Annotated in this window: 21 protein-coding genes; 19 read left to right on the forward strand and 2 right to left on the reverse strand. The window is 43.0% G+C overall.

What is annotated here, in order from left to right:
* The first annotated feature begins 9 nt into the window (after positions 1-9).
* The 6 genes from NKI27_RS08190 (at position 10) to secF (ending at position 6121) form a co-directional block, all read left to right on the forward strand.
* A complete protein-coding gene (locus NKI27_RS08190) occupies positions 10-558 on the forward strand; it encodes a TlpA family protein disulfide reductase (RefSeq protein ID WP_320109449.1) in 549 nt (182 codons plus the stop codon).
* Between the two features lie 85 nt (positions 559-643).
* A complete protein-coding gene (gene queA / locus NKI27_RS08195) occupies positions 644-1699 on the forward strand; it encodes a tRNA preQ1(34) S-adenosylmethionine ribosyltransferase-isomerase QueA (RefSeq protein ID WP_265049176.1) in 1056 nt (351 codons plus the stop codon).
* Positions 1700-1718: 19 nt separating this feature from the next.
* Entirely contained in the window at positions 1719-2834 is a 1116-nt protein-coding gene (tgt, locus tag NKI27_RS08200) for a tRNA guanosine(34) transglycosylase Tgt (protein ID WP_320109450.1), read from the forward strand.
* Positions 2835-2876: 42 nt separating this feature from the next.
* Positions 2877-3242: a preprotein translocase subunit YajC gene (gene yajC, locus NKI27_RS08205; protein ID WP_265049178.1), complete on the forward strand. Its 366-nt coding sequence runs from the start codon at positions 2877-2879 to the stop codon at positions 3240-3242.
* A gap of 75 nt (positions 3243-3317) precedes the next feature.
* Positions 3318-5171, forward strand: a complete 1854-nt coding sequence (gene secD, locus NKI27_RS08210) for a protein translocase subunit SecD (protein ID WP_265049179.1) — start codon at positions 3318-3320, stop codon at positions 5169-5171.
* 20 nt (positions 5172-5191) lie between these two features.
* Entirely contained in the window at positions 5192-6121 is a 930-nt protein-coding gene (secF, locus tag NKI27_RS08215; protein WP_265049180.1) for a protein translocase subunit SecF, read from the forward strand.
* 116 nt (positions 6122-6237) lie between these two features.
* On the opposite strand, the gene NKI27_RS08220 is transcribed toward secF, so the two are convergent.
* Positions 6238-7032: an inositol monophosphatase family protein gene (locus NKI27_RS08220; RefSeq protein ID WP_265049181.1), complete on the reverse strand. Its 795-nt coding sequence runs from the start codon at positions 7030-7032 to the stop codon at positions 6238-6240.
* Positions 7033-7225: 193 nt separating this feature from the next.
* Here NKI27_RS08220 and NKI27_RS08225 point away from each other — a divergent pair, with 193 nt between their 5' ends.
* The 13 genes from NKI27_RS08225 (at position 7226) to der (ending at position 20600) form a co-directional block, all read left to right on the forward strand.
* Entirely contained in the window at positions 7226-8020 is a 795-nt protein-coding gene (locus NKI27_RS08225) for an RNA methyltransferase (protein WP_265049182.1), read from the forward strand.
* A 69-nt stretch (positions 8021-8089) separates the two neighbouring features.
* A complete protein-coding gene (cysE, locus tag NKI27_RS08230; RefSeq protein WP_265049183.1) occupies positions 8090-8851 on the forward strand; it encodes a serine O-acetyltransferase in 762 nt (253 codons plus the stop codon).
* Positions 8852-8985: 134 nt separating this feature from the next.
* Positions 8986-9450 (forward strand): Fe-S cluster assembly transcriptional regulator IscR, encoded by a 465-nt coding sequence (gene iscR / locus NKI27_RS08235; RefSeq protein WP_265049184.1) that lies wholly within the window; start codon positions 8986-8988, stop codon positions 9448-9450.
* 135 nt (positions 9451-9585) lie between these two features.
* Positions 9586-10755, forward strand: a complete 1170-nt coding sequence (locus NKI27_RS08240) for an IscS subfamily cysteine desulfurase (RefSeq protein ID WP_265049185.1) — start codon at positions 9586-9588, stop codon at positions 10753-10755.
* 200 nt (positions 10756-10955) lie between these two features.
* Positions 10956-11384, forward strand: a complete 429-nt coding sequence (gene ndk, locus NKI27_RS08245; protein WP_265049186.1) for a nucleoside-diphosphate kinase — start codon at positions 10956-10958, stop codon at positions 11382-11384.
* Positions 11385-11692: 308 nt separating this feature from the next.
* Complete coding sequence (gene rlmN / locus NKI27_RS08250) at positions 11693-12802, forward strand: 23S rRNA (adenine(2503)-C(2))-methyltransferase RlmN (RefSeq protein WP_265049187.1); 1110 nt, start codon at positions 11693-11695, stop codon at positions 12800-12802.
* Between the two features lie 86 nt (positions 12803-12888).
* On the forward strand, positions 12889-13653 hold the full coding sequence (gene pilW / locus NKI27_RS08255; protein WP_265049188.1) for a type IV pilus biogenesis/stability protein PilW: 765 nt from the start codon (positions 12889-12891) through the stop codon (positions 13651-13653).
* Between the two features lies 1 nt (position 13654).
* Positions 13655-14734: a RodZ domain-containing protein gene (locus NKI27_RS08260; RefSeq protein WP_265049189.1), complete on the forward strand. Its 1080-nt coding sequence runs from the start codon at positions 13655-13657 to the stop codon at positions 14732-14734.
* 24 nt (positions 14735-14758) lie between these two features.
* On the forward strand, positions 14759-15886 hold the full coding sequence (ispG, locus tag NKI27_RS08265) for a flavodoxin-dependent (E)-4-hydroxy-3-methylbut-2-enyl-diphosphate synthase (RefSeq protein ID WP_265049190.1): 1128 nt from the start codon (positions 14759-14761) through the stop codon (positions 15884-15886).
* A 56-nt stretch (positions 15887-15942) separates the two neighbouring features.
* Positions 15943-17247, forward strand: a complete 1305-nt coding sequence (hisS, locus tag NKI27_RS08270; protein WP_265049191.1) for a histidine--tRNA ligase — start codon at positions 15943-15945, stop codon at positions 17245-17247.
* Positions 17248-17331: 84 nt separating this feature from the next.
* The gene (locus tag NKI27_RS08275; RefSeq protein WP_265049192.1) at positions 17332-17988 is read left to right on the forward strand and encodes a YfgM family protein; all 657 of its coding nucleotides are present in this window, start codon (positions 17332-17334) and stop codon (positions 17986-17988) included.
* On the forward strand, positions 17988-19148 hold the full coding sequence (bamB, locus tag NKI27_RS08280; RefSeq protein ID WP_265049193.1) for an outer membrane protein assembly factor BamB: 1161 nt from the start codon (positions 17988-17990) through the stop codon (positions 19146-19148). Before NKI27_RS08275 ends, bamB begins: the two co-directional genes overlap by 1 nt.
* A gap of 12 nt (positions 19149-19160) precedes the next feature.
* Entirely contained in the window at positions 19161-20600 is a 1440-nt protein-coding gene (der, locus tag NKI27_RS08285; RefSeq protein ID WP_406803045.1) for a ribosome biogenesis GTPase Der, read from the forward strand.
* A 57-nt stretch (positions 20601-20657) separates the two neighbouring features.
* On the opposite strand, the gene pta is transcribed toward der, so the two are convergent.
* Positions 20658-22820, reverse strand: coding sequence for a phosphate acetyltransferase (pta, locus tag NKI27_RS08290; RefSeq protein ID WP_265049194.1), 2163 nt, complete (start codon positions 22818-22820; stop codon positions 20658-20660).
* Position 22821 lies beyond the last annotated feature (1 nt).

The raw sequence follows: 22821 nt of genomic DNA on the forward strand, positions 1-22821 counted from the left end.
AGGTGTGTTATGAAATTAGGAATAAACACTAAGATGCGATTCATTCAGGTGTTAATCACGCTTACAATAATGGCGTCTACGAGCCATGCGGTTGAAGGTGATGTAGCGCCTGACTTTTCTTTGCCTAATATGTTTACTAAAGACCTCGTTAAACTTTCTGACCATAAGGGAAAGGTGGTGTTAGTTGATTTTTGGGCGTCTTGGTGTGGGCCTTGTCGGGCGTCTTTCCCTGCATATGAGAAGCTTAGAACACAGTTACATCAAGAATATAGCGAAGATGCATTTGAGATTTTCGCGATTAATGTAGATATGGAAAAAGAAGAAGCCTTTAAGTTTTTAACAGAATACCCTGTGAGCTTTCCTGTTCTCGATGAAAATACAGGTGGAAGGACACAACATAACTATCAGATATTGGCTATGCCTACTTTCTTTATAGTGGGGCCAGATGGGGTTGTTTATGTGCAGCATTCAGGTTTTAGTAATGCACATATAAAGGTCATTAAAAAAGAAGTGGCCAAGCTGCTAAGGCCAGCGGCCTCAAAGTCACTGCAATATTAGCCTTATGATGAACGGCTTGATAGAAACCATCAAACATTTCCGTTAAACTGTGCGCCCGTTTTTATATGTTGCAGTGTTATTGTATATGCAAGTTTCTGATTTCCATTTTGATCTTCCCGATGAGTTAATTGCGCGTTTCCCAACCGAGCAGAGGACGGCGAGTCGTTTGTTGTCGTTGGACGGCGAGAATGGCGGCCTAGAGCATGGCCAATTTACTGATTTGCTCAATAAACTGAATAAAGGGGACTTACTGGTATTTAATAACACACGCGTAATTCCTGCACGTTTATTCGGTAAAAAAGAAAGCGGTGGAAAAATTGAAATTTTGGTTGAGCGTGTGCTTAACCAAAACGAGGTGTTGGCGCACGTTAGATCAAGCAAGTCGCCAAAGCCGGGTAGTAAACTCGTTTTAGAGGACGGGCGTAAGGTTGATATGCTCGGGCGTGAAGGGGCTTTGTTTCACCTTGGTTTCCCTGAAGAGTCTGGTGTGATTGACGTGCTCAATCAGCTAGGGCATATGCCGTTACCGCCTTATATCGATCGTGAAGATGTGTTGTCAGATCGTGAGCGTTATCAGACCGTTTATGCCGCAAAGGAAGGTGCTGTTGCGGCGCCTACCGCGGGGCTTCATTTTGATGAAGCATTTATAGCGGCTTTACATGAAAAAGGTGTTGAGACAGCTTATGTAACATTGCATGTAGGGGCGGGTACCTTTCAGCCCGTAAAAGTCGATAAAATCGAAGATCACCACATGCATTCAGAATATATTGAAGTTGAGCAGGCGGTGGTTGATAAGGTTAAGCAAATAAGGGCGGCAGGTGGTCGAGTGGTCGCTGTTGGCACTACAAGCCTTAGAAGCCTTGAGTCGGCGAGTCAATCAGGCGAATTAGCGGAGTTTAAGGGTGATTCAGATATTTTTATCTACCCAGGCTATCACTTCAAATCGGTCGACGCCTTGGTGACTAATTTTCATTTGCCAGAATCAACGTTGATTATGCTGGTCTCTGCTTTTGCAGGGCATGTAAATGTCATGAAGGCTTATGAGCAGGCAGTAAAAGAGCAGTATCGATTTTTTAGTTATGGTGATGCAATGTTCATCACCCCTAAGATTAATAGCAAGCCAGCCGAAGCAGGAGTTTAAATTGACCAGGCAATGTTTTATGAATTTTGAAGTCACGGGCAAAGAAGGTAAAGCCCGACGTGGCCGGCTTACGTTTCCGAGAGGAACTGTTGAGACGCCTGCATTTATGCCTGTAGGTACTTACGGTACAGTCAAGGCGATGACACCGAAAGATATAAAAGAAATTGGTGCACATATTATTCTGGGTAATACCTTCCACTTGATGCTCAGACCTGGCACGGACGTCGTTAAAGCTCATGGCGATTTGCATGACTTCATGCAGTGGGATGGCCCGATTTTGACAGACTCAGGCGGCTTTCAGGTCTTCAGTTTAGGTGAGCTTCGTAAAATAACTGAACAAGGCGTTAAGTTTCAGTCGCCTATTAACGGTTCTCCGGTTGAGTTAACGCCAGAACGATCGATGGAGGTTCAGCGTGATTTGGGTTCGGATATCGTCATGATATTTGATGAGTGTACGCCTTACCCTGCAGACGAAGCGACTGCACGCAGTTCGATGGAATTGTCTTTGCGTTGGGCAAAGCGAAGTAAAGATGCACACGGTGATAGCGAATCGGCACTGTTCGGTATTATTCAGGGTGGCATGCACGATAATTTACGTCAGGAGTCCTTGAAAGGGTTGACCGATATCGGGTTTGACGGATATGCGATTGGCGGTTTATCAGTCGGTGAGCCTAAAGATGAAATGATGGGTGTATTGGATGGGTTAACGGAAGATATGCCTGCAGATAAACCGCGTTATTTAATGGGGGTTGGTAAGCCAGAGGATATCGTGGAGGCGGTACGTCGTGGGGTCGATATGTTTGATTGCGTAATGCCGACCCGCAACGCTCGTAATGGCCACTTATTTACCGCTGAAGGTGTCATCAAGATACGAAATGCAAAGCACCGTAGTGACCCAGAAACCCTTGATAGTACCTGTGATTGTTATACCTGTACTAACTTTAGCCGCTCGTATCTCCATCATTTAGATAAGTGTGGTGAGATGCTTGGCGCACAACTCAATACCATTCATAACCTACGTTATTACCAGAATTTGATGAGTGGATTGCGTAAGGCTATTGAACAAGGTACATTGTGCGACTTTATTACAGAATTTTACGCTCTGCGAGGCGCTGAAGTGCCTCCTTTGCCTTGATTTTTTTAGTGTTTTTTAATTTAAATGTTGGAGAAAATGTAGATGGGTTTTAAATTCTCAAAAATAGCCGCTCTTTTAGTTGCGATGTTCCCTGCAATTGCGTTGGCTGAAGCACCTGCACCTGAAGGTATGGGCGCGATTGGCCAGTTAATCTTCTTTGCTGGCTTCATATTGATATTCTACTTCTTAATGTGGAGACCTCAGTCTAAGCGAGCAAAAGAGCATCGTGACCTGATCGGTGGCCTAAGTAAGGGTGATGAGGTTATTATTGGTGGCGGTATCGCAGGTAAAATTAGAGACGTTAAGGATGATTTTGTTGCAATTGAGATTGCTGACAACGTAGAAATTAAAGTCCAAAAAGCGGCTGTATCTGCAGCATTGCCAAAAGGCACATTAAAAGACATTTAATTATATCGCCCCTTTTCTTAGGGGCGTTTTTTTATTTAATTATTCTTACGACAATAAAAAGGAATAGGGCAGACCATGCTCAATAGGTATCCTCTCTGGAAAAACATCCTAATTCTTGTGGCTATTGGTTTGGGTGTCGTTTACGCGTTGCCAAACTTATACCCAGATGATTACGCACTACAAATAAGTGGTTCACGTAGCTCAACCATCATAGATGATCAGATAGTTAAGCGTGCTGAGCGTGCACTCGATAGCGCTGGAATAGCGTATCGAGATGCTGAAGTGGCTGATAAAAATGCCATGTTACGTTTTGACTCTGGCGATGATCAATTAGCAGCTAAGCCTATTATTCAGGCCGCACTGGGTGATAATTATATTGCTGCACTAAACTTAGCGCCTACAACGCCTGATTGGTTAACCTCAATGGGTGCAGGTCCAATGAAACTAGGGCTAGACTTGCGTGGCGGTGTTCACTTTTTGCTAGAAGTGGACATGGAAAAAGCATTAACGCAACGTCTTGATGTTTATGCAAGCGAAATTAAAACCAAGCTTCGCGAAGAAAAGATTCGGTATCGCGGAGTATCTGTTGAAGGCGATCTCTCGTTGTTGCTCAAGTTCAGCAAAGATGAAGAGCGCAGCAAGGCGACGTCTTTAATCAAGAGTGAGTACCTTGAGTTTCAGAGACGCGATGATGATGAGGGTAATTATTACTATATTTACCTAACGCTAAGTGAAGCTAAGATTAAAGAAATTGAAGATTATGCGGTTAAGCAGAATCTTACAACACTGAGAAATCGTGTAAATGAGTTGGGCGTTGCTGAGCCATTAGTGCAGCGTCAGGGTAGAAACCGAATTGTGGTTGAGTTGCCGGGCGTGCAGGATACTGTTGCCGCTAAGCGAATTTTAGGTGCTACTGCTAACTTAGAATTTAGGTTAGAAGCGAAACCTGATGCAGGTCGTGCAACCAGTGATGAGTTTGAGTTTAGAAGTAATCCGAGCCGAACTGCGCTACTTGAAAGAGATGTTATTGTTACGGGTAATAGTGTTTCTAACGCGTCTGCAACGTTCGATGAGAATGGTACGCCGCAGGTTAATATAACACTCGATAGCACGGGTGGTTCAATGATGGGGCGTGTCACACGTAACTCCATTAAGCGCCGTATGGCCGTTGTGTTTATTGAACAAAAAGGCAAGACCATTAAAAGAATGGTTGATGGTGTAGAAGTTATTGAAAGAAAGAATAAAGAAGTTCGCAGTATTATAAGCTTGGCGACCATTCAAAGTGCATTTGGTGCTAGCTTCAGAATTACCGGTCTAGACTCGGTTGCTGAATCATCTGAGTTAGCGCTGCTACTAAGAGCGGGTTCGCTTGCTGCTCCCATGTACTTTGTAGAAGAGCGAACGGTTGGACCAAGTTTGGGGCAGCAGAACATAGACGCGGGTGTGTTGTCTGTTCAGCTAGGCTTTGGTTTGGTGTTATTGTTTATGCTGGTCTACTACAGAGTATTTGGCGTCGTTGCGAATATTGCTTTGGCTGTGAATATGGTCTTACTGTTAGCCTTTATGTCGATACTATCCGCAACCCTTACGTTACCGGGTATTGCAGGTATTGTATTAACGGTTGGTATGGCGGTAGATGCCAACGTGCTGATTTTTGCACGAATAAGGGAAGAATTGGCTAATGGGCTTCCTGCCCAATCTGCTATTCATGCGGGTTATAGTCGCGCATTCGTTACTATATTTGATGCGAACATTACCACCTTGTTAGTGGCGCTTATTCTTTTTGCAGTGGGGACTGGGCCGGTTAAAGGCTTTGCGGTTACCTTGTCGATAGGCATATTGACATCGATGTTTACTGCTATTGTCGTAACCAGGGCGATTGTTAACCTGATTTACGGTAATCGTAACGTTAAAACACTGTCGATTTGATTAGGGAATAGGAGTTTCGAATGAGTAATGTAAGTAAGCAAATCGACTTTATGGGTAAGCGCAAAATTGCGGCGGCCATTTCAATAATATTTGTGGTGATATCGTTAGGTTCTTTAGCGTTTAAAGGCCTAGTGTTTGGTCTCGATTTTACCGGTGGTACGCTAGTTGAGGTTGAATACAAAACGGCACCTAACTTAAATGAAGTTCGTGAACAGTTAACGTCTGCAGGGTATGAGAAGTTAACCGTTCAGAACTTCGGAGCAGACACTGCAGTGTTAGTGCGACTGGCTCAAGGCTTTAGCGATACAGTAGGTGAAGAGGTTATTGCTGTATTAAAGGCTGACGGAGTTGATGTACAATTAAAACGTGCTGAGTTCGTTGGTGCGCAGGTTGGTGAAGAATTGCGCGAGCAGGGTGGCTTAGGCTTGCTGTTTGCGTTAGGTGTGGTCATGGTTTATGTTGCCATGCGCTTTCAACTTAAATTCTCGCTGGGTGCGGTTGTTGCGCTAGCGCACGATGTCATTATCACCTTGGGGTTGTTTTCGCTTCTGTCGTGGGATTTTGACCTGACTGTTCTTGCAGCGCTTTTGGCGGTTATCGGTTACTCACTAAACGATACTATTGTAGTGGCCGATAGGGTAAGAGAAAACTTTAGGAAGATGCGTAAAGGTACATCTGAAGAAATTATTAACGTCTCTCTTAACCAGACTTTATCTAGAACCATCGTAACCTCATTAACGACTGTGTTAGTGTTGATTGCTTTGTATCTATTTGGTGGTGAGATGATTAATGGTTTCTCTAAAGCATTGTTGATTGGTGTTTTAGTGGGAACATACTCTTCTATATACGTGGCCGGTAATGTCTTGTTAGCGCTAGGTGTGTCGAGAGAAGATCTCATTGCACCGGTTAAAGAAGAAGTAGAAGGTGAAGAGTTAGAAGAGCTGCCATAGATCTTAATGTAGATAGATAAGAGACAGGCAATAAAAAAGGCGGATATTCCGCCTTTTTTATTGCCTGTCATAACTGTAAGCGAATCAGTAATTGATACCGCTTACAATGATGGCGTTTAGAATCTAGCGTTATAGTTGTGAACTTTTTGCGTCAACGATTTAAACAGCTTTGAATTAGCGGCAATAATTCGCTTAGTACCTGCTGTTGTAGGTGTACCTTTAAAGTCGCCTGTCAGTACGCCGGCTTCTTGGCAGATAAGCAGTACAGCTGGAAGTTCGCTCATATCAACATCGGTTAATATGGCGGCATCAAGTTGTCCTGCTGCTACATAGGCTAGGTCGGCGGCTTCACAGCCTGTCGCTCTAATGCTGAAGGTTGCTTGAATAAGATCAGATGTAAGGTCCATCCCGACGTGAGGGTTATCCATCTTACGCGTATTTTCAAGTAAGTTACTTGTGATAAGTGATTGGCCTAAATTTCTGATGTCGGATGCACGGATTCTTTTACCGTTTAATACGGCTCCGTGACCTCTACTAGCAGAGAACTCGTCATCTGTAATAGGATTAATAAAGAGTGCGTGCTCAATCTTTCCTTTTTGCTGACAGGTGATTGAATAGCCAGTAAAAGGTAGGTTTCTTAACATATTTTCAGGGCTGTGGATGAGCGATATGCTCCAGCTGTTTTCGTGTTCGCTAGATATCGGCTCGCCTGGCTCTCCAATATGGTGGGCAGGGTATGCTTTTTTAAGGGCATCAAAAAATACGCGATAAACGGTATTCTCAAGATTGCTGATCTGTTTTGCACAAGCCTCCGGGTCTGAAAAACTCACAGGTTGCTTGTCGAGAGTTTGAAGAATATATTCGTTTGCTTGACGGGCGGCTCTAAGTGCAATGTTGATTACAGGTTGCATGATATGAATTCTGTCTGTCGAGGTGATAAATTAGGGCTGATATAATAGCAAATTTTATTCAGTCTCACTATTTAAATTCATCGTTTATCTGCTTTGTTTAAATTAATCTGTAAAAGTGTTTTCTTTCCAGTCGGTTGCAGATGTATTATTTGTCTTTAAATAAGCTCACATTAACAAAAAATAGGAATGATCAATGTATAGCAATGTCCGCATTGTAATGATGTATACCTCCCACCCAGGGAATATCGGAGCAGTAGCGCGTGCTATGAAAAATATGGGGTTGGGTGAATTGTGTCTAGTTTCACCTAAGTCATTTCCTGATATTGTGGCCGAAAGACGTGCTGCGGGCGCCAAAGATATTTTGGCTGACGCGAAAGTTGTTGAAACCTTTGATGAGGCGCTGGAAGGGTGTGTGGCGGTTGTTGGTGCGAGTGCCCGCGGGCGTAAAATACCCTGGCCAGTCATGAATCCAAGAGATTGTGCCAAAAAAGTGCGTGAGTTTGCTTTACTGCCAAAGACTGGTAGTGATCAAGAGAACCAAAACAAAGTAGCCATTGTGTTTGGGCGGGAAGACAGGGGGCTGACCAATGATGAGTTACAGCGTTGTAACTACCATGTACATATACCCACTAACCCTGATTATGGTTCGTTGAATGTCGCGATGGCATTGCAAGTTGTCGCGTATGAGCTAAGAATGGACTATTTGTTATATTCTGGCTTAGGCGACGCTACTCAAGCGGCACCAACGTTGTCACCTGAGAATGACGGATGGGATGAAGCGTTGGCAACCTCCGATGAGGTTGAAGGATTAATTGGGCATTTGGAAGCGGTGATGATCAAAACTGAATTCTTTGACCCTGAAAACCCTCGACAATTAATACCCCGGCTTAGGCGTTTATTTCAGCGAAGTCGAATGGATAAGATTGAAGTGAATATCATGAGGGGTTTCTTAAATACGGTTTTGAAGGCTATCAAAGATAAGTGTTAGACTTTTTATTCTCATGTTTTTGTTTGTTGGCAAGCTCTAATTGATTTGAATTTTAAATGGTAGATAGTCATGTTTAATGGGATTAAAGAGGATATAAAAAGCGTATTTGAGCGAGATCCTGCTGCGCGTAATACATTTGAGGTACTGACTAATTATCCTGGGCTTCATGCGCTCTTATTTCATCGTTTAGCGCATGGCCTATGGAATAATGGGTTGTTATGGTTGGCTAGAATTGTATCAACGTTTAGTCGTTGGCTGACAGGGATTGAAATTCATCCTGGTGCGCAAATAGGTCGTCGATTTTTTATTGATCACGGCATGGGAGTTGTCATTGGTGAAACCACTATTATTGGTGATGATGTAACGCTATATCAAGGTGTTACCTTGGGTGGAACGTCATGGAATAAAGGAAAACGACATCCTACGTTAGGGAATCATGTGGTGGTGGGTGCAGGCGCTAAGGTGTTGGGCCCATTTACGGTGGGTGATAATGCTAAAATTGGCTCTAATGCTGTCGTGACGAAACAGGTACCAGAAGGTGCCACAGTAGTGGGTATTCCAGGGCGGATTATCGTTGCCACTCCGAGAGATGAAGACCGTCGCAAGAAGATGGCTGAGAAAATTGGCTTTGATGCTTATGGCGTGAGTGAAGAAATGCCTGATCCGGTTGCACGCTCTATACGAAGTATTTTAGATCATATGCATGCGGTTGATGAAAAAATGGAAGTTATGTGCAAAACGCTTCAGACTCTTGATTCTAAATATCAAAAAGGTGATATGCCCGCTTTAAATGATGAAGATTTTAAAGGTGTAAGGGATGAAGATCAGTAATGTTCTTGGGGTGAGGTTTTTGTTTTTGGGGGCTCACTTATCATTAGCTAAGCGCGCTAATACTTGACTGCTTTACTTGGTTAAAGGATAATTTTCCTAGGTGGCTAAAATTGTTTTAAATAGTTGGGTATTAAATGAGATTAACAACGAAAGGACGATATGCTGTAACAGCTATGCTGGATTTGGCACTACATTCTGGTAATGGTCCTGTTAGTCTCTCTGATATTTCAGCGCGACAAGGTATTTCGTTATCCTATCTTGAGCAGCTATTCGCAAAGCTCCGAAAGTCTGAGTTGGTCAAAAGTGTAAGAGGGCCTGGCGGTGGTTACTGCTTAGGCGGGCATGAGTCTCAAATTTATATTGCGCAGATTGTTGATGCGGTCAATGAATCAATTGATACCACTAAATGCAAACAAAAGGGTGACTGCCAAAACGGTGAGAAGTGCCTCACTCATCACTTGTGGTCCGATTTGAGTCTGCAAATACATGAATTTTTAAGTGGTATTAGCTTAGGCGACTTAATGAAAAAAAGAGATGTGCAAGCTATCTCTAACCGTCAGAATTTAACGCATGGCAATATTATTCCTACGGGATCATAAGCGTCTATTTACTTCGTTTTACCTTTAATTTTAACCCACTAGCTTTCGTTTTCAAAAATGACCTCTCGTTGTTTCTACGCTAGCAGTGCATTAAAATATCTGTTTTGTTAATTAACTGTTTGGACTTCCCGCTATATGAGCTCGCCTATTTACCTCGATTACGCTGCTACAACCCCCGTTGATGTGCGCGTAGCAGAAAAAATGATGAACTGTTTAACGATGGGCGGGGTCTTTGGTAATCCGGCTTCTCGTTCTCATATTTATGGCTGGCAGGCGGAGTCGGCGGTTGAAAACGCCAGAAAACAAGTGGCTTCGTTGATTAATTGCGACCCTCGTGAGATTGTTTGGACTTCTGGCGCAACAGAGTCTGATAATTTGGCTATTAAAGGTGTTGCGGAGGCGTATAGAGATCAAGGTAGGCATATTATTACGTCGTCTATTGAACATAAAGCTGTGCTTGATAGCTGTGCTTATCTAGAAACTGAAGGCTTCGACGTCACCTACTTAAAACCAGGGGTGGACGGACTGATTAGGCCTGAGCACGTTAAGGCGGCACTTAAAAAAGAGACTGTTCTTGTCACGCTGATGCATGTTAATAACGAAATTGGCGTTATTACTGATATTGAAACGATAGGTGAGATCACTAAAGAGGCGGGGGTGTTGTTTCATGTGGATGCAGCCCAAAGTGCAGGAAAAATAGGCATTGATTTACAAAAGGTCAACGTTGATTTTATGTCTTTTTCTGCGCATAAGCTTTATGGCCCAAAAGGAGTTGGTGCTCTTTTTGTTAGGCGTCAACCCAATGTTAGCTTGCAGTCCCAGATACATGGTGGGGGGCATGAAAGGGGGATGCGTTCAGGTACTTTGCCTACCCATCAGATTGTGGGTATGGGGGAGGCGTTTCGCATTGCAAAAGAGAGTATGGCTGACGAATGCAAGCGAATCAGCTTGCTGCGAGAAAAGTTGTGGTCGGGACTAAAAACACTAGGAGGCGTTAGCGTGAATGGCGATCTAGAGTGTCGAGTATCGAGTAATCTCAATGTTGCATTTGAGGGGGTGGATGGAGAGTCTTTGATGTTGGCGTTAAAGGATATTGCGGTATCTTCAGGCTCTGCGTGCGCATCGGCTAGTCTTGACCCTTCGTATGTATTGAAAGGGATTGGTGTTAGTGATGAATTGGCTCATGCTTCAATCCGAATTTCACTAGGTCGATACACCTCTGAAGAAGATGTTGATCGGGCGTTAGACGTTATTGGTGAAAAGGTTCAAAAATTAAGAGAAATTTCAGGTACCTGGAAGGAATGATTTTTTGCGTCGGTAGGTCGGCAGCATGCATGGGGAATTGCACTGTGAGTGGGTGGTAATTACTTATGGCTGCGGCGTTCGGAAGCAGTATTATTTTAAGCTCAATGCGCGTATAATTCGCGCGTTTATAGTGAACCCGCCTTAAGTTCTCTTAATGGAGTTGGGTTAAAACTTATTTTAAATTAATTTGGAGAATTTGAATGGCGATCGAACGTACTTTTTCAATTGTTAAGCCTGATGCTGTTGCTAAAAATGTTATCGGTAAAATCTACAGCCGTTTTGAAGAAGCAGGTTTAAAAATTGTTGCTTCTAAAATGTTGCACCTTTCTCAAGAAAAAGCAGAAGGCTTTTACGCTGAACATAAAGAGCGTCCTTTCTTTGCTGATCTTGTTGCGTTTATGACGTCTGGTCCTGTTATGGTTCAGGTTCTAGAAGGCGAAAATGCTGTTCTAGCTAACCGAGATCTTATGGGTGCGACTAACCCTAAAGAAGCAGCTGAAGGCACTATCCGTCGTGACTTCGCAGATTCAATTGATGCGAATGCAGTTCACGGTTCAGATGCACTAGCGTCTGCAGAGCGTGAAATTGCTTACTTCTTCTCTGATGATGAAATTTGCCCAAGAAGCTAATTTCTCTCTGATTTAGAAAAAGCAGAGCGAGAAGCAGGTTGTCCTAATGGATGCCTGCTTTTCTGCGTCATAAAGGCGCAAAAATATTATTTCCACTCAGCAGGTATCTTGACCTTAATCTAGCCACGTTAAAGATGAACGTTGAGTGGAAATAGTATTTGAATTAAAGCCTTCTATAGGTAGCTCAATCGAAGTGATGTGTATTTAGTTCGCTGGGTTATATAGGGGTATTGCAGAAAAACACTAGCGCGGCCAGAGAGAAATTATGGCTGTAGTTAGTATATTTACGCAGGTGTTGGAAAACTAAGATGAGCACAATCAAAAAAGTAAATTTGCTTGGTCTAACGCGTTCCAAAATGGAACAATTTTTCGCTGATATTGGTGAAAAACCATTTAGAGCGAAGCAGGTTATGCAATGGATACATCAGTATGGTGTGTCAGATTTTGATCAAATGACCAACATTAGTAAGGTGTTACGTTCCAAATTGGCTGATATTGCAGAAATAACGGTTCCGAAAGTGACTTATCAAGATATTTCATCTGATGGCACCCGTAAATGGGTGATGGAGATGGAAGGCGGAAGTAGCATCGAGACGGTTCTTATTCCCGATGGAAATAGAGGCACCTTGTGTGTTTCTTCCCAAATCGGGTGTGCGTTAGATTGCAGTTTTTGCTCTACCGGTAAACAAGGCTTTAACCGCAATCTTTCTGCGGCTGAAATCATTGGTCAGGTGTGGGTAGCTGTAAAGTCATTTGAAGATATTGATCCTGAAAAAGACCGTCCTGTTACCAACGTGGTAATGATGGGGATGGGTGAACCATTGCTTAACTTTGATAATGTTATTGATGCAATGGATATGATGATGGATGATTTCGCTTATAGTATTTCTAAGCGACGACTGACATTAAGTACGGCGGGTGTAGTGCCTGCCATTAGAAAACTAACGGGCTTAACAGATGCGTCAATTGCCATCTCGTTACATGCACCTAATGATGAATTACGTGATCAACTGGTGCCTATCAACCAGAAGTACCCCATCAGTGAATTACTAGAGGCTGTTCAGGGTTACTTAAACTCATTGTCTGATAAGCGTAAAGCAACGATTGAGTATACGCTGATAGAGGGCGTAAATGATCAGCTTGAGTTGGCGCATGAATTGGTTGATTTGTTAAAAGATTTGCCTTGTAAAATAAACCTTATACCGTTTAACCCTTTCCCGCAAAGCGATTACACAAAGCCATCAGGGAATGCAGTGCGTAGATTTCAGGATGTGTTGGTTGAAGGTGGCTACGTTACCACTGTACGCTCTACTCGTGGGGATGATATAGACGCTGCTTGTGGGCAGTTGGTGGGTAAGGTTGCAGACCGTACTCGAAGAAGTGAAAAGTATATTCCACTTAAAGAACACTCGGGTTAAACTGAGGTTGCTAGTTACGTTAAAATGTAATAAATACAAAAAACTATCGTTATTTTATTAGTGTACTTATCGTTATCTGGGGATATATGAAGTTTTATTTTATTGGTTTTTTAGTGTTTATTCTTTCTGGTTGTGTCACTACAACGGATAGTGCATTTTCACGAAAAGCTGATGAGGGCAAAGCTGTACAGAATTATATTCAGTTGGGCTTAGCCTATATTCAGAGAGATGATTTCGAAAAAGCCAGAGCAAATATTGGACGAGCACTTGAAATAGACTCCGACAGTTCTGAGGCTTATGCCGCACTAGGTTTACTGTATCAGCAGCAAGCAGAAAATGAACTTGCGGAAGAACACTTTAAAAAAGCGATTAAGTTAGACGCAAAGAATACAAGAGGTCGTACATTTTATGCCTCTTTTTTATATCGAGTAGAAAGGTACAGTGAGGCACTTGAACAGTTTGAGCTTGCGGGTACTGATACAGATTACCCAAGAAGATCGGTTATTTTCATTAATGTAGCCCAATGTTACCTTAAGTTAGATCAGAGCGATCAAGCCGTAAAGGCGTATGAAAAAGCGCTATCACTAGACCGCAACCAAGCTCAAGCGCTGATCGGTATTACGCAATTACTGGTTCAAAAGGGTGAATACCTTAAAGGTCAGCAGTATTACAACCGAATGGTCAATGTTATTCGGAGTAGCGGCATGACACATTCAGCTAAAAGCTTATGGTTGGGTATTGAGCTTGCGCGTCATTTTAATGATCGCGGCCAAGAATCAAGTTATGCGTTGTTATTAAAGAAGCTTTATCCTGAATCTCAAGAATACAAACAATATAGAGCTCTGAAATAAAATGAGTGAACAAACACAGGAACAGCAACAGATGGCTCAGGCCTCTGGTTTAGGTCATTCTCTCAGAAGCGGGAGAGAGGCTAAAGGCTATACAGTCGAGCGTGTTGCGGATGAGCTTCATCTAAGGCCTTCTATTGTTGTCGCAATGGAAGAAGAGAACTACAAAGTATTGCCCAGTGATATTTTTCTAAAAGGCTATATACGAAGTTATGCCAGACTGGTTAATTTGAGTGAAGCTGTAGTGATTCAGCAGCTCGAAGCGCACATAGGGCGAAAAGCTGAAATTGAGGCCAACACCAAACAGTCAAATGGCAAAGCAAAGAGAAATAAACGCTCTAAATATGTTGTCATATTGCTTCTTCTTATTGCGGCGTCAGGTACGATAGTGTATTTCTTCAGCGATAAAATGATGAGTGATACTGCTATTTCCGAGACGCCAACATCGGCTACTAATGTCAACGTTCATCGTGACGTTGCATCTGAAGATGTTTCTGACAATGTTATTCAAGAAGTGCCACCTTTGTTAGAAGTGGACGTTAACGCTATTGAATTGAATAAGACTGCTGAAGTAACTGATGCAGTTGATGATAATAGTAATGAAGCCCCTACAGCTGGAGCGATCGAGTCAGCATCTGAAGGGGTCGAGATAGAGTCTGAAACGGTCGAGATAGAGTCTGAAACGGTCGAAAAAGTTTCGCCAGTTAATATACCTAAATCAATCGCAGCGGATGATAACGCGCTGGATGCTAGCGAACCAGACGTAATGGTAGAGCCGAATAACATAGAGGTTCTTGAAGTAAATAATAATCAAGAGTCTTCACCTGAGGTCGTGTTAGATACTGGCACGCTTAATGTGAAATTTACCGGTGATTGCTGGTTCACGCTTAAAAATGGCAACGGTAAGACCGTTATCGCAGACCTCAAAAAAGCTGGTGAAGAAGTTAACTATACGGGCGGTTTACCGTTTAGTGTGGTCATAGGTGCTGTTAGTGAAGCGACAGTGCTGTTTAATGATAAGGTCATCGATTTTTCAACCGTTAGGGTTAGAAATAATCGCGCTTCACTTGAATTAACTCATTAAAATTAATCTAAAGTCAGTTAGCTTATGAAGTTTGAATCTCCTATAACGCGCCGCAAGTCAAGGCAGATCTGGGTTGGAAATGTCCCTGTTGGTGGTGATGCGCCTATTGCTGTTCAAAGCATGACAAACACAGATACGCTAGATGTTGCTGCAACGGTTAAGCAGGTTACACAGTTGCAAGAAGCTGGGGCTGATATTGTACGAGTCTCAGTACCAACCCTAGATGCGGCTGAAACATTTGCGAAAATTCGCCAAGAAGTGAATGTTCCATTGGTTGCTGATATCCATTTTGATTACAAAATTGCACTTAAAGTGGCAGAGCTAGGTGTTGATTGTTTGAGAATCAACCCTGGTAATATTGGTCGTGAAGACCGTATTAGAGCTGTTATCAGTGCCGCTCGTGATAGTGGCGTACCAATACGAATCGGTGTTAATGCCGGGTCATTAGAAAAAGACCTGCAAAAGAAGTATGGTGAACCCACTCCTGATGCGCTTGTTGAATCAGCGATGCGCCATATTGATATCTTGGATCGATATGACTTTCAGGATTATAAAATCAGCCTTAAAGCATCTGATGTATTTATGACGGTTGCAGCTTACCGCAAGATTGCCAGCCAAATAGAGCAGCCTTTGCATCTTGGTATAACAGAGGCAGGTGGTTTTAGGTCGGGGACTGTTAAGTCAGCTGTTGGTTTAGGCATGTTGTTAATGGACGGTATTGGTGACACGATTCGTGTTTCGTTAGCGGCAGATCCGGTACAAGAAATTAAAGTCGGATTTGATATTCTTAAAAGCCTTAAGCTAAGAGCAAAAGGAATTAACTTTATTGCGTGCCCGAGTTGCTCTAGACAAAATTTTGATGTGGTTCAGACTATGAACGACCTTGAAGCTAGGCTTGATGATGTTACAACGCCTTTAGATGTTGCAATTATAGGGTGTATCGTAAATGGTCCTGGTGAAGCTAAAGAAGTTGATATCGGCCTTACAGGTGGTTCGCCTGCGAACTTACTTTATGTCGATGGTGTTCCTGATCACAAGTTACAAAACGAAAGCTTAGTTGATAATCTTGAGAGAACGATAAGAGCAAAGATTGCCCTTAAAGAGGCATCAGATGCCACTCAGCAGTCAGATCGAATTATTGTAAAAGGCTGAACGATTTAGTCATTCAGATTGATATAACATTAGTAGAGATAAACAGGATTAGAACTTTGGCTAAGATTCAGGCTATTCGCGGGATGAACGATATCCTGCCAGAACAAACGCCTAAATGGCAGTATTTGGAAGACACTGTTCGTAGAGTGCTTCAGTCTTACGGCTACAGTGAAATCAGAATGCCGATTGTTGAGCAAACTGAGTTGTTCAAACGGTCAATTGGTGAAGTGACTGATATCGTTGAAAAAGAAATGTACACCTTTGAAGATCGTAATGGCGATAGCTTAACCTTACGCCCTGAAGGTACTGCATGTTGCGTAAGAGCGGCAGAGCAGCACGGTCTTTTGTTTAATCAAACGCAAAAGCTTTGGTACTGTGGGCCGATGTTCAGACATGAGCGTCCGCAAAAAGGGCGTTATCGCCAGTTTAACCAAATTGGTGTTGAGTGTTTTGGTATGCAAGGCCCCGATATCGATGCTGAAATGATTATTATGACAGCTCGGTTTTGGAAAGCATTAGGCCTTTTGGATAATGTTACATTGCAGATCAACTCATTGGGTACCAGTGAGGCACGAAAAGCATATAAAGCAGCACTTGTTGGTTATTTGAGTGGTCATCTCGATGCGTTAGATGATGACAGTAAAAGACGCCTCGAGTCGAATCCGTTGCGTATTCTTGATAGTAAAAATCAAGATACTCAGCGTGTACTTGATAATGCTCCAGACTTTGCTGATTATATCGATGCCGAATCAAAAGAGCACTTTGAAACCTTATTAAGCTTACTTGATGCTAATGGCGTATCGTATGAGGTGAATAGTCGATTGGTACGTGGATTAGACTATTACAGTAAAACTGTTTTTGAATGGGTTACCCAAGACTTGGGGGCGCAAGGTACCGTATGTGCGGGTGGCCGATATGATGGATTAGTAGAGCAGTTGGGAGGCAAACCAACTCCGGGTGTGGGCTTTGCTATGGGCGTTGAAAGGCTCATACTGATGCTCGAAAGTTTAGATAAAATACCGGCGGAAGTTAACAATTCAGCTGATGTATTTATCGTTTCAGTGGGAGAGGGAACGCAAGTAGAGGCGTTTAAGTTAGCTGAAATATTACGCAATGAATTTCAATCGCTAAGAGTAGTCACTCATTGTGGTGGTGGTAGTTTTAAAAGCCAAATGAAAAAAGCGGACAAGAGCGGTGCACCTGTAGCGCTTATTATTGGCGAAAATGAAATTAAAAATAAAACAGTTGTTGTAAAACCTTTAAGAGATCTTTCACAAGGGGCTGAAGAGTCAAATAATAGACAACAGATCGAAGCACCGATTGTCGATCTTTTAGATATTATTGAAGACTATCTAGTCTAGTGTTGATTAACAAACAAGCGTGATTAAAAAACAACTACGATGTTAACTTTTTGAATTGAATGATAAGGACAAGGGGATATAAGGGTGGAGCATAGAACAGAAGAAGAACAGGTTGCAGCACTTAAGCAGTGGTGGAAAGACAACGGTAACTCGTTAATTATCGGTGTAGGTTTGGCGCTAGCACTTGTTTTTGGTTGGAAGATGTACCAACAAAATGTTGAAAATACTAAAAGTGCTGCTTCTGCGCTATATCAACAACTGTTAGAAGTTGCTTTAGAACCAACCGCTACAGAAGAGACTGCATCTTCAATTGAATTTATTGCCAGCAAGCTCAAGTCTGAATATGAAGACACAGAATACGCAACGTTCTCGGCGTTATTTTTAGCAAAGAACGCGGTTGGTAAAAAAGATTTAGAGGGTGCTGAAGTTGAGCTTCGTTGGATATTGGCCAATAACCCTGACTCTTCTTTAGCGCCTTTGGTTAAAGGTCGATTAGCGAGAGTATTAGATCGTCAAGGTAAGCAAGAAGAGGCGTTTGCGTTGCTTGATGCTAAAAATGCAGGAACCTACGCAGCGATATACCTCGAAATTAAGGGGGATATCTATCACCGAGCAGGTGACCTAGAAAATGCTAAAGCATCTTATGTTGAGGCCTATAAGGCGATGAAACAAGCTGGCGTTCAGCGCCCGATGCTAACGCTTAAAATGGCTGACCTTGGACTCACTGAGGAGGGTGCTTAATGCACGCACCTAATGCGTACAAAAAGTTTCTACTTCTTTTTATTGCGCTATCTTCACTGTTAATTGTTGGTTGTAGCTCTGACGAAATTAAAGAAGAGCCTATGGAACTTGAAGACTTTGATGAAGAAATTGAAATCATCAAAGTCTGGGATGAGTCTATAGGCAACGGTAATGAAGGCCAATATTTGAAGCTGACGCCGATTATCATCGGTGACACTATTTATGCAATAGATCACTCTGGTCTACTGTTAGCATTGAACAAGTCTGACGGTGAAGAGCTTTGGGAAGTCGAGTACGAAGAGCCGGTTAGTGGCGCCTTGGGAGGCGATGACAGTCAGCTTTACTTTGCTACTTACCATGGTGAGGTAGTGGCCGTTGATCGTAAAGGTGGCATGGAGCAATGGCGAGCAACGTTAACCAGTGAGGTGCTATCACCACCTGTAAGCAACGGTCGTCAAGTGGTCATTCAATCAATTGATGGTAAGGTGGTCAGCTTAAACGCAGAGACCGGAGAGATGATGTGGCGTTACGATAGTAATGCTCCCGTACTTTCCATTCGAGGTACTTCTAGCCCAGTTATTACTGATGAACTTACCTTGGCAGGGTTTGCCAATGGTGAGCTTGTTGCCTTTAGAAATATTACCGGTTCGCCAGTATGGAATGCTGAGATAGGTATACCTAAAGGTAGAACTGAACTAGAAAGGTTGGTTGATATTGATGGACAGCCGATTATTCGAGATGATGCTGTTTATACGGTTTCTTACCAAGGAAAGTTATCGGCCATCCATTTACCTACGGGTAAAGAGATTTGGTCAAAACAACAGTCAAGCTATACCGGCGTAGACTTGGGGTTTGGTAATGTTTATGTTTCGACTGCAAGTGGCGTCGTTGTTGCCTATAATCAGGCCACGCGCACAGAAGTCTGGAGCCAAGAAAACCTTAAATTCAGACAGCTGACTGCACCCAAAGCCTTTGGCAGCACCACCGTTGTTGCAGATTTTGAAGGATACGTACATTTTTTGTCACAAATTGATGGTCGCTTTATGGGACGAGTACACCTGGATAGTGATGGTGTAAGAGCGCCTATGTTAATAAGCGATGACATGCTTTTTATTTATAGTAACAGCGGCGATTTAGCTGCTTACAAAATTGCACTTTAGAGGCTTTATTTAATGGTACCCGTTATTGCTTTAGTTGGGCGACCAAACGTTGGTAAGTCAACAATCTTCAACCGCTTGACTCGATCTAGAGATGCTATTGTTGCAGATTTGCCTGGGCTAACGCGAGATAGAAAATATGGCGAAGGCCAGCTAGAAGATCGTCGCTTTATTGTTATTGATACCGGCGGTATCTCCGGTGATGAAGATGGTATTGATGCGGTAATGGCCGCCCAATCGATGCTCGCAATTGAAGAAGCAGACATTGTCTTTTTCGTTGTTGATGCACGGGCAGGGTTGACTGGCGCAGATGAAATGATTGCAAAGCATCTGCGTGTAAAAAACAAAAAGACCTGGCTTGTTATTAATAAGATTGATGGGCTTGACCCAGATGTTGCTACGCTAGACTTTTATTCACTAGGCATGAGTGATATTCGCTTAACGGCCGCAGCACATAACCGTGGAACTCGCTCATTGATAGAGGAAGTACTTGAAAGTCACCCTATTGACGAGTCTGAGTTAAGTGCAGAACATGCCTCGAAAGGTGTTCGTATTGGTATTATCGGTCGCCCTAATGTTGGAAAATCAACGTTAGTTAATCGTTTGTTAGGCGAAGAGCGGGTTATTGTATTTGATATGCCAGGTACAACCCGAGACAGTATTTATATCCCTTATGAGCGAAGAGGGAAGCCCTATACGCTAATAGATACAGCGGGTGTTAGGCGACGAAAGAATATTAAAGAAACCGTCGAAAAATTCTCAATTATTAAGACGCTTAAGGCGATAGAAGATTCTAATGTTGTCGTTATCGTTATTGATGCGCGAGATGGTATTGTTGAACAAGACCTTCACCTTATAGGGTTTGCTATCGACTCTGGTCGTGCGCTTGTGCTTGCTGTTAATAAGTGGGATGGCATGACACAGAGCGAAAGAGACGCAGTTCGTCGTGAACTTGATAGACGACTCACGTTCTTAAATTATGCCAATACACATATGATCTCTGCACTTCACGGTACCGGTGTGGGTGATCTTTATGACTCCATTGATGCGGGTTATAGCTCTGCTATGGCTAAGTGGTCAACAAATCAGTTGACCAGTATTCTTGAAGATTGTGTGTCAGAGCATCAGCCTCCTATGGTGGGCGGAAACCGAATTAAGCTTCGTTATGCGCATCAAGGCGGGTCTAATCCTCCTGTTATTGTTGTTCATGGAAACAAAACAAAATCACTTCTTGCAAGCTATAAACGCTACCTCGAAAACACCTTTAGACGCGTTTTAAAAGTGTCTGGCACCCCGATTCGTTTTGAGTTTAAGTCTGGCGAAAACCCATTTGCGAGTAAGAGTGATGTGGGTAATAGAATTGTTTCGAGCAAACAAAAGAATGCTGCCCGTGTAAAAGGTAAGCCTCAGCAAAAAGCTAAGAAGACGTTTAAGAACAAAGGAAGAACTCAGTAATAGGTGTGTTTAAGCGCCTTCTTAAATGAAGGCGCTTAAATATCTTTTGTTTATCGTTTACTTTTCAGTTTGTGTTGCCTGCACGGCCGTTAAAGCAATTGTAAATACAATATCTTCTACTAAAGCCCCTCTCGAAAGATCATTTACCGGCTTATTCAAGCCTTGAAGCATTGGACCTATACTAATCACGTTAGCACTTCGCTGAACTGCCTTATAGGTTGTGTTGCCTGTATTCAAATCTGGAAATATAAATACAGTCGCTTTACCTGCAACCGGACTATCTGGCGCTTTACTGCGAGCAACACTTTCAATAGCGGCTGCATCATACTGTAAGGGGCCGTCAATAATTAGATCGGGTCGTTGCTCTTTAGCTATTCGAGTGGCTTCGCGAACCTTATCGACATCATGCCCTGTTCCAGAGCTACCGGTACTATAACTAATCATGGCAACACGAGGTGTTACACCAAATGTTCTGGCAGAGTCAGCACTTTGAATCGCAATATCTGCGAGTTGCTGAGCATCAGGGTCAGGATTAACAGCGCAATCGCCATACACTAAAACCTGCTCGGGAAGACACATAAAAAATACTGATGAAACTACGCGAGCTTGTGGATGAGTTTTAATAAGCTGAAGTGCAGGTCGTATAGTATTAGCCGTGGTATGCACTGCACCAGATACAAGGCCGTCAACTTCGTCTAACGCGACCATCATTGTTGCTAATACAACATTATCTTCTAGTTGTGCTTGAGCCATGTCGGGTGCTAGCCCTTTATGCTGGCGAAGTTGAACCATTGGCTGAATATAATTATCTCTAACTTCATCTGGATCGATGATGATAATGTCTGGTGGCAGAATCACACCTTGTGACTCTGCAACTGAGTGAACCTCATCAGGGTTACCCACTAAGATACATTGTGCGAGCGATCGTTGGTGACATATAACAGCCGCTTGTATGGTTCTTGGCTCGTTTCCTTCGGGCAGAATAATACGCTTGTTTGCTGCTCGGGCTCGTTCAGATAATTGATGGCGGAAAGCTGGAGGTGACAGTCTAGGCTCTCTGATAAGTGTTAACCTAGAGCGTAACCAGTCAATATCAAGTGCGTTTGCAACAGCTTCCATGACCCTTTCAATTCGATCAAGGTCATCAACTGGCACTTCACCACTCATTTCTGAGAGCCGGTTAGCGGCTTCGAATGTATCCGCACGTGTCGAAAGTACTGGCAAGCCAGAATCTAACGCGCGATTGCATAGCTTTAATGTTCTGGGGTCTGGTTGAAAGTTGCCGGTTAGTACGAGGCCTGCTAGCGGTACACCGTTGGATGCAGCCATACAGGTAGCGATAATGACATCCTCTCTATCGCCGGGTGTTACGATTAAAGCGCCCGGTAAAAGTTGGTCAACCATATTAGGAATGGTACGAGCGCAAACAGAAATAAACGAAACTCTACGGTTTTCGAGGTCGCCTTTATTAATAAAAATAGCATCTAGTTGTTTTGCTATATCACTTGTTCTGGGGGCTAAAAGGTCGTAACGCCAAGGGATAGAGCCGATAAGTTTGAACGTTTGATCAAAAATAGAACAAGCTTGTTCATACTTGTTGATAGGGTTGTGATCAATGTTATCTTGAAGGCTATGTGTCCGATCGTAATTATATGAGCTTGTACGGTCGGGTGTATCGGGTGCGTTGACCTTGTTTAGAATGCAGCCAATGACGTCAGGATCACCTGATGCAGCATAAAGGCGAGCAGAAAGCGCTAAGTGCTCATCAAGCTCTGTTGGTGTCATATTGTTTGGTGAGGCGACAAGTATGACTTCGGCATCAAGGTTGCGCGCTATTTCAGCATTTAACCGAGCAGTATATGGCTCATTTCGATCAGGGACTAACCCTTCAACGATTACTACATCTGAGTCTGCAATGGTTTGTTGGTATAGCCCAATAATTTCTTCCATGAGTCTGCCAGACTTGTTTTGGCTAACTAGGGTTTGTGCATACTTTAAGCTAATAGGCTGGGGGGGGAGTAAATTTGTTTTTGCTCGGACAAACTGGATCGACTTGTCGACTGTTTCGATATCAATTTTTTCACTCGAATGTATTTGAGCGACAGGCTTAAAAAAACTAACCCTGACCCCGACGCTATCAAGCGCCCTTACGAGGCCGAGGCATATTGATGTTAAACCAGAGTTAAGAGCCGTGGGCGCTATAAAAAATGTTTTTGGCACG

Source organism: Alkalimarinus alittae, assembly GCF_026016465.1.
Taxonomy (GTDB): Bacteria; Pseudomonadota; Gammaproteobacteria; order Pseudomonadales; family Oleiphilaceae; genus Alkalimarinus; species Alkalimarinus alittae.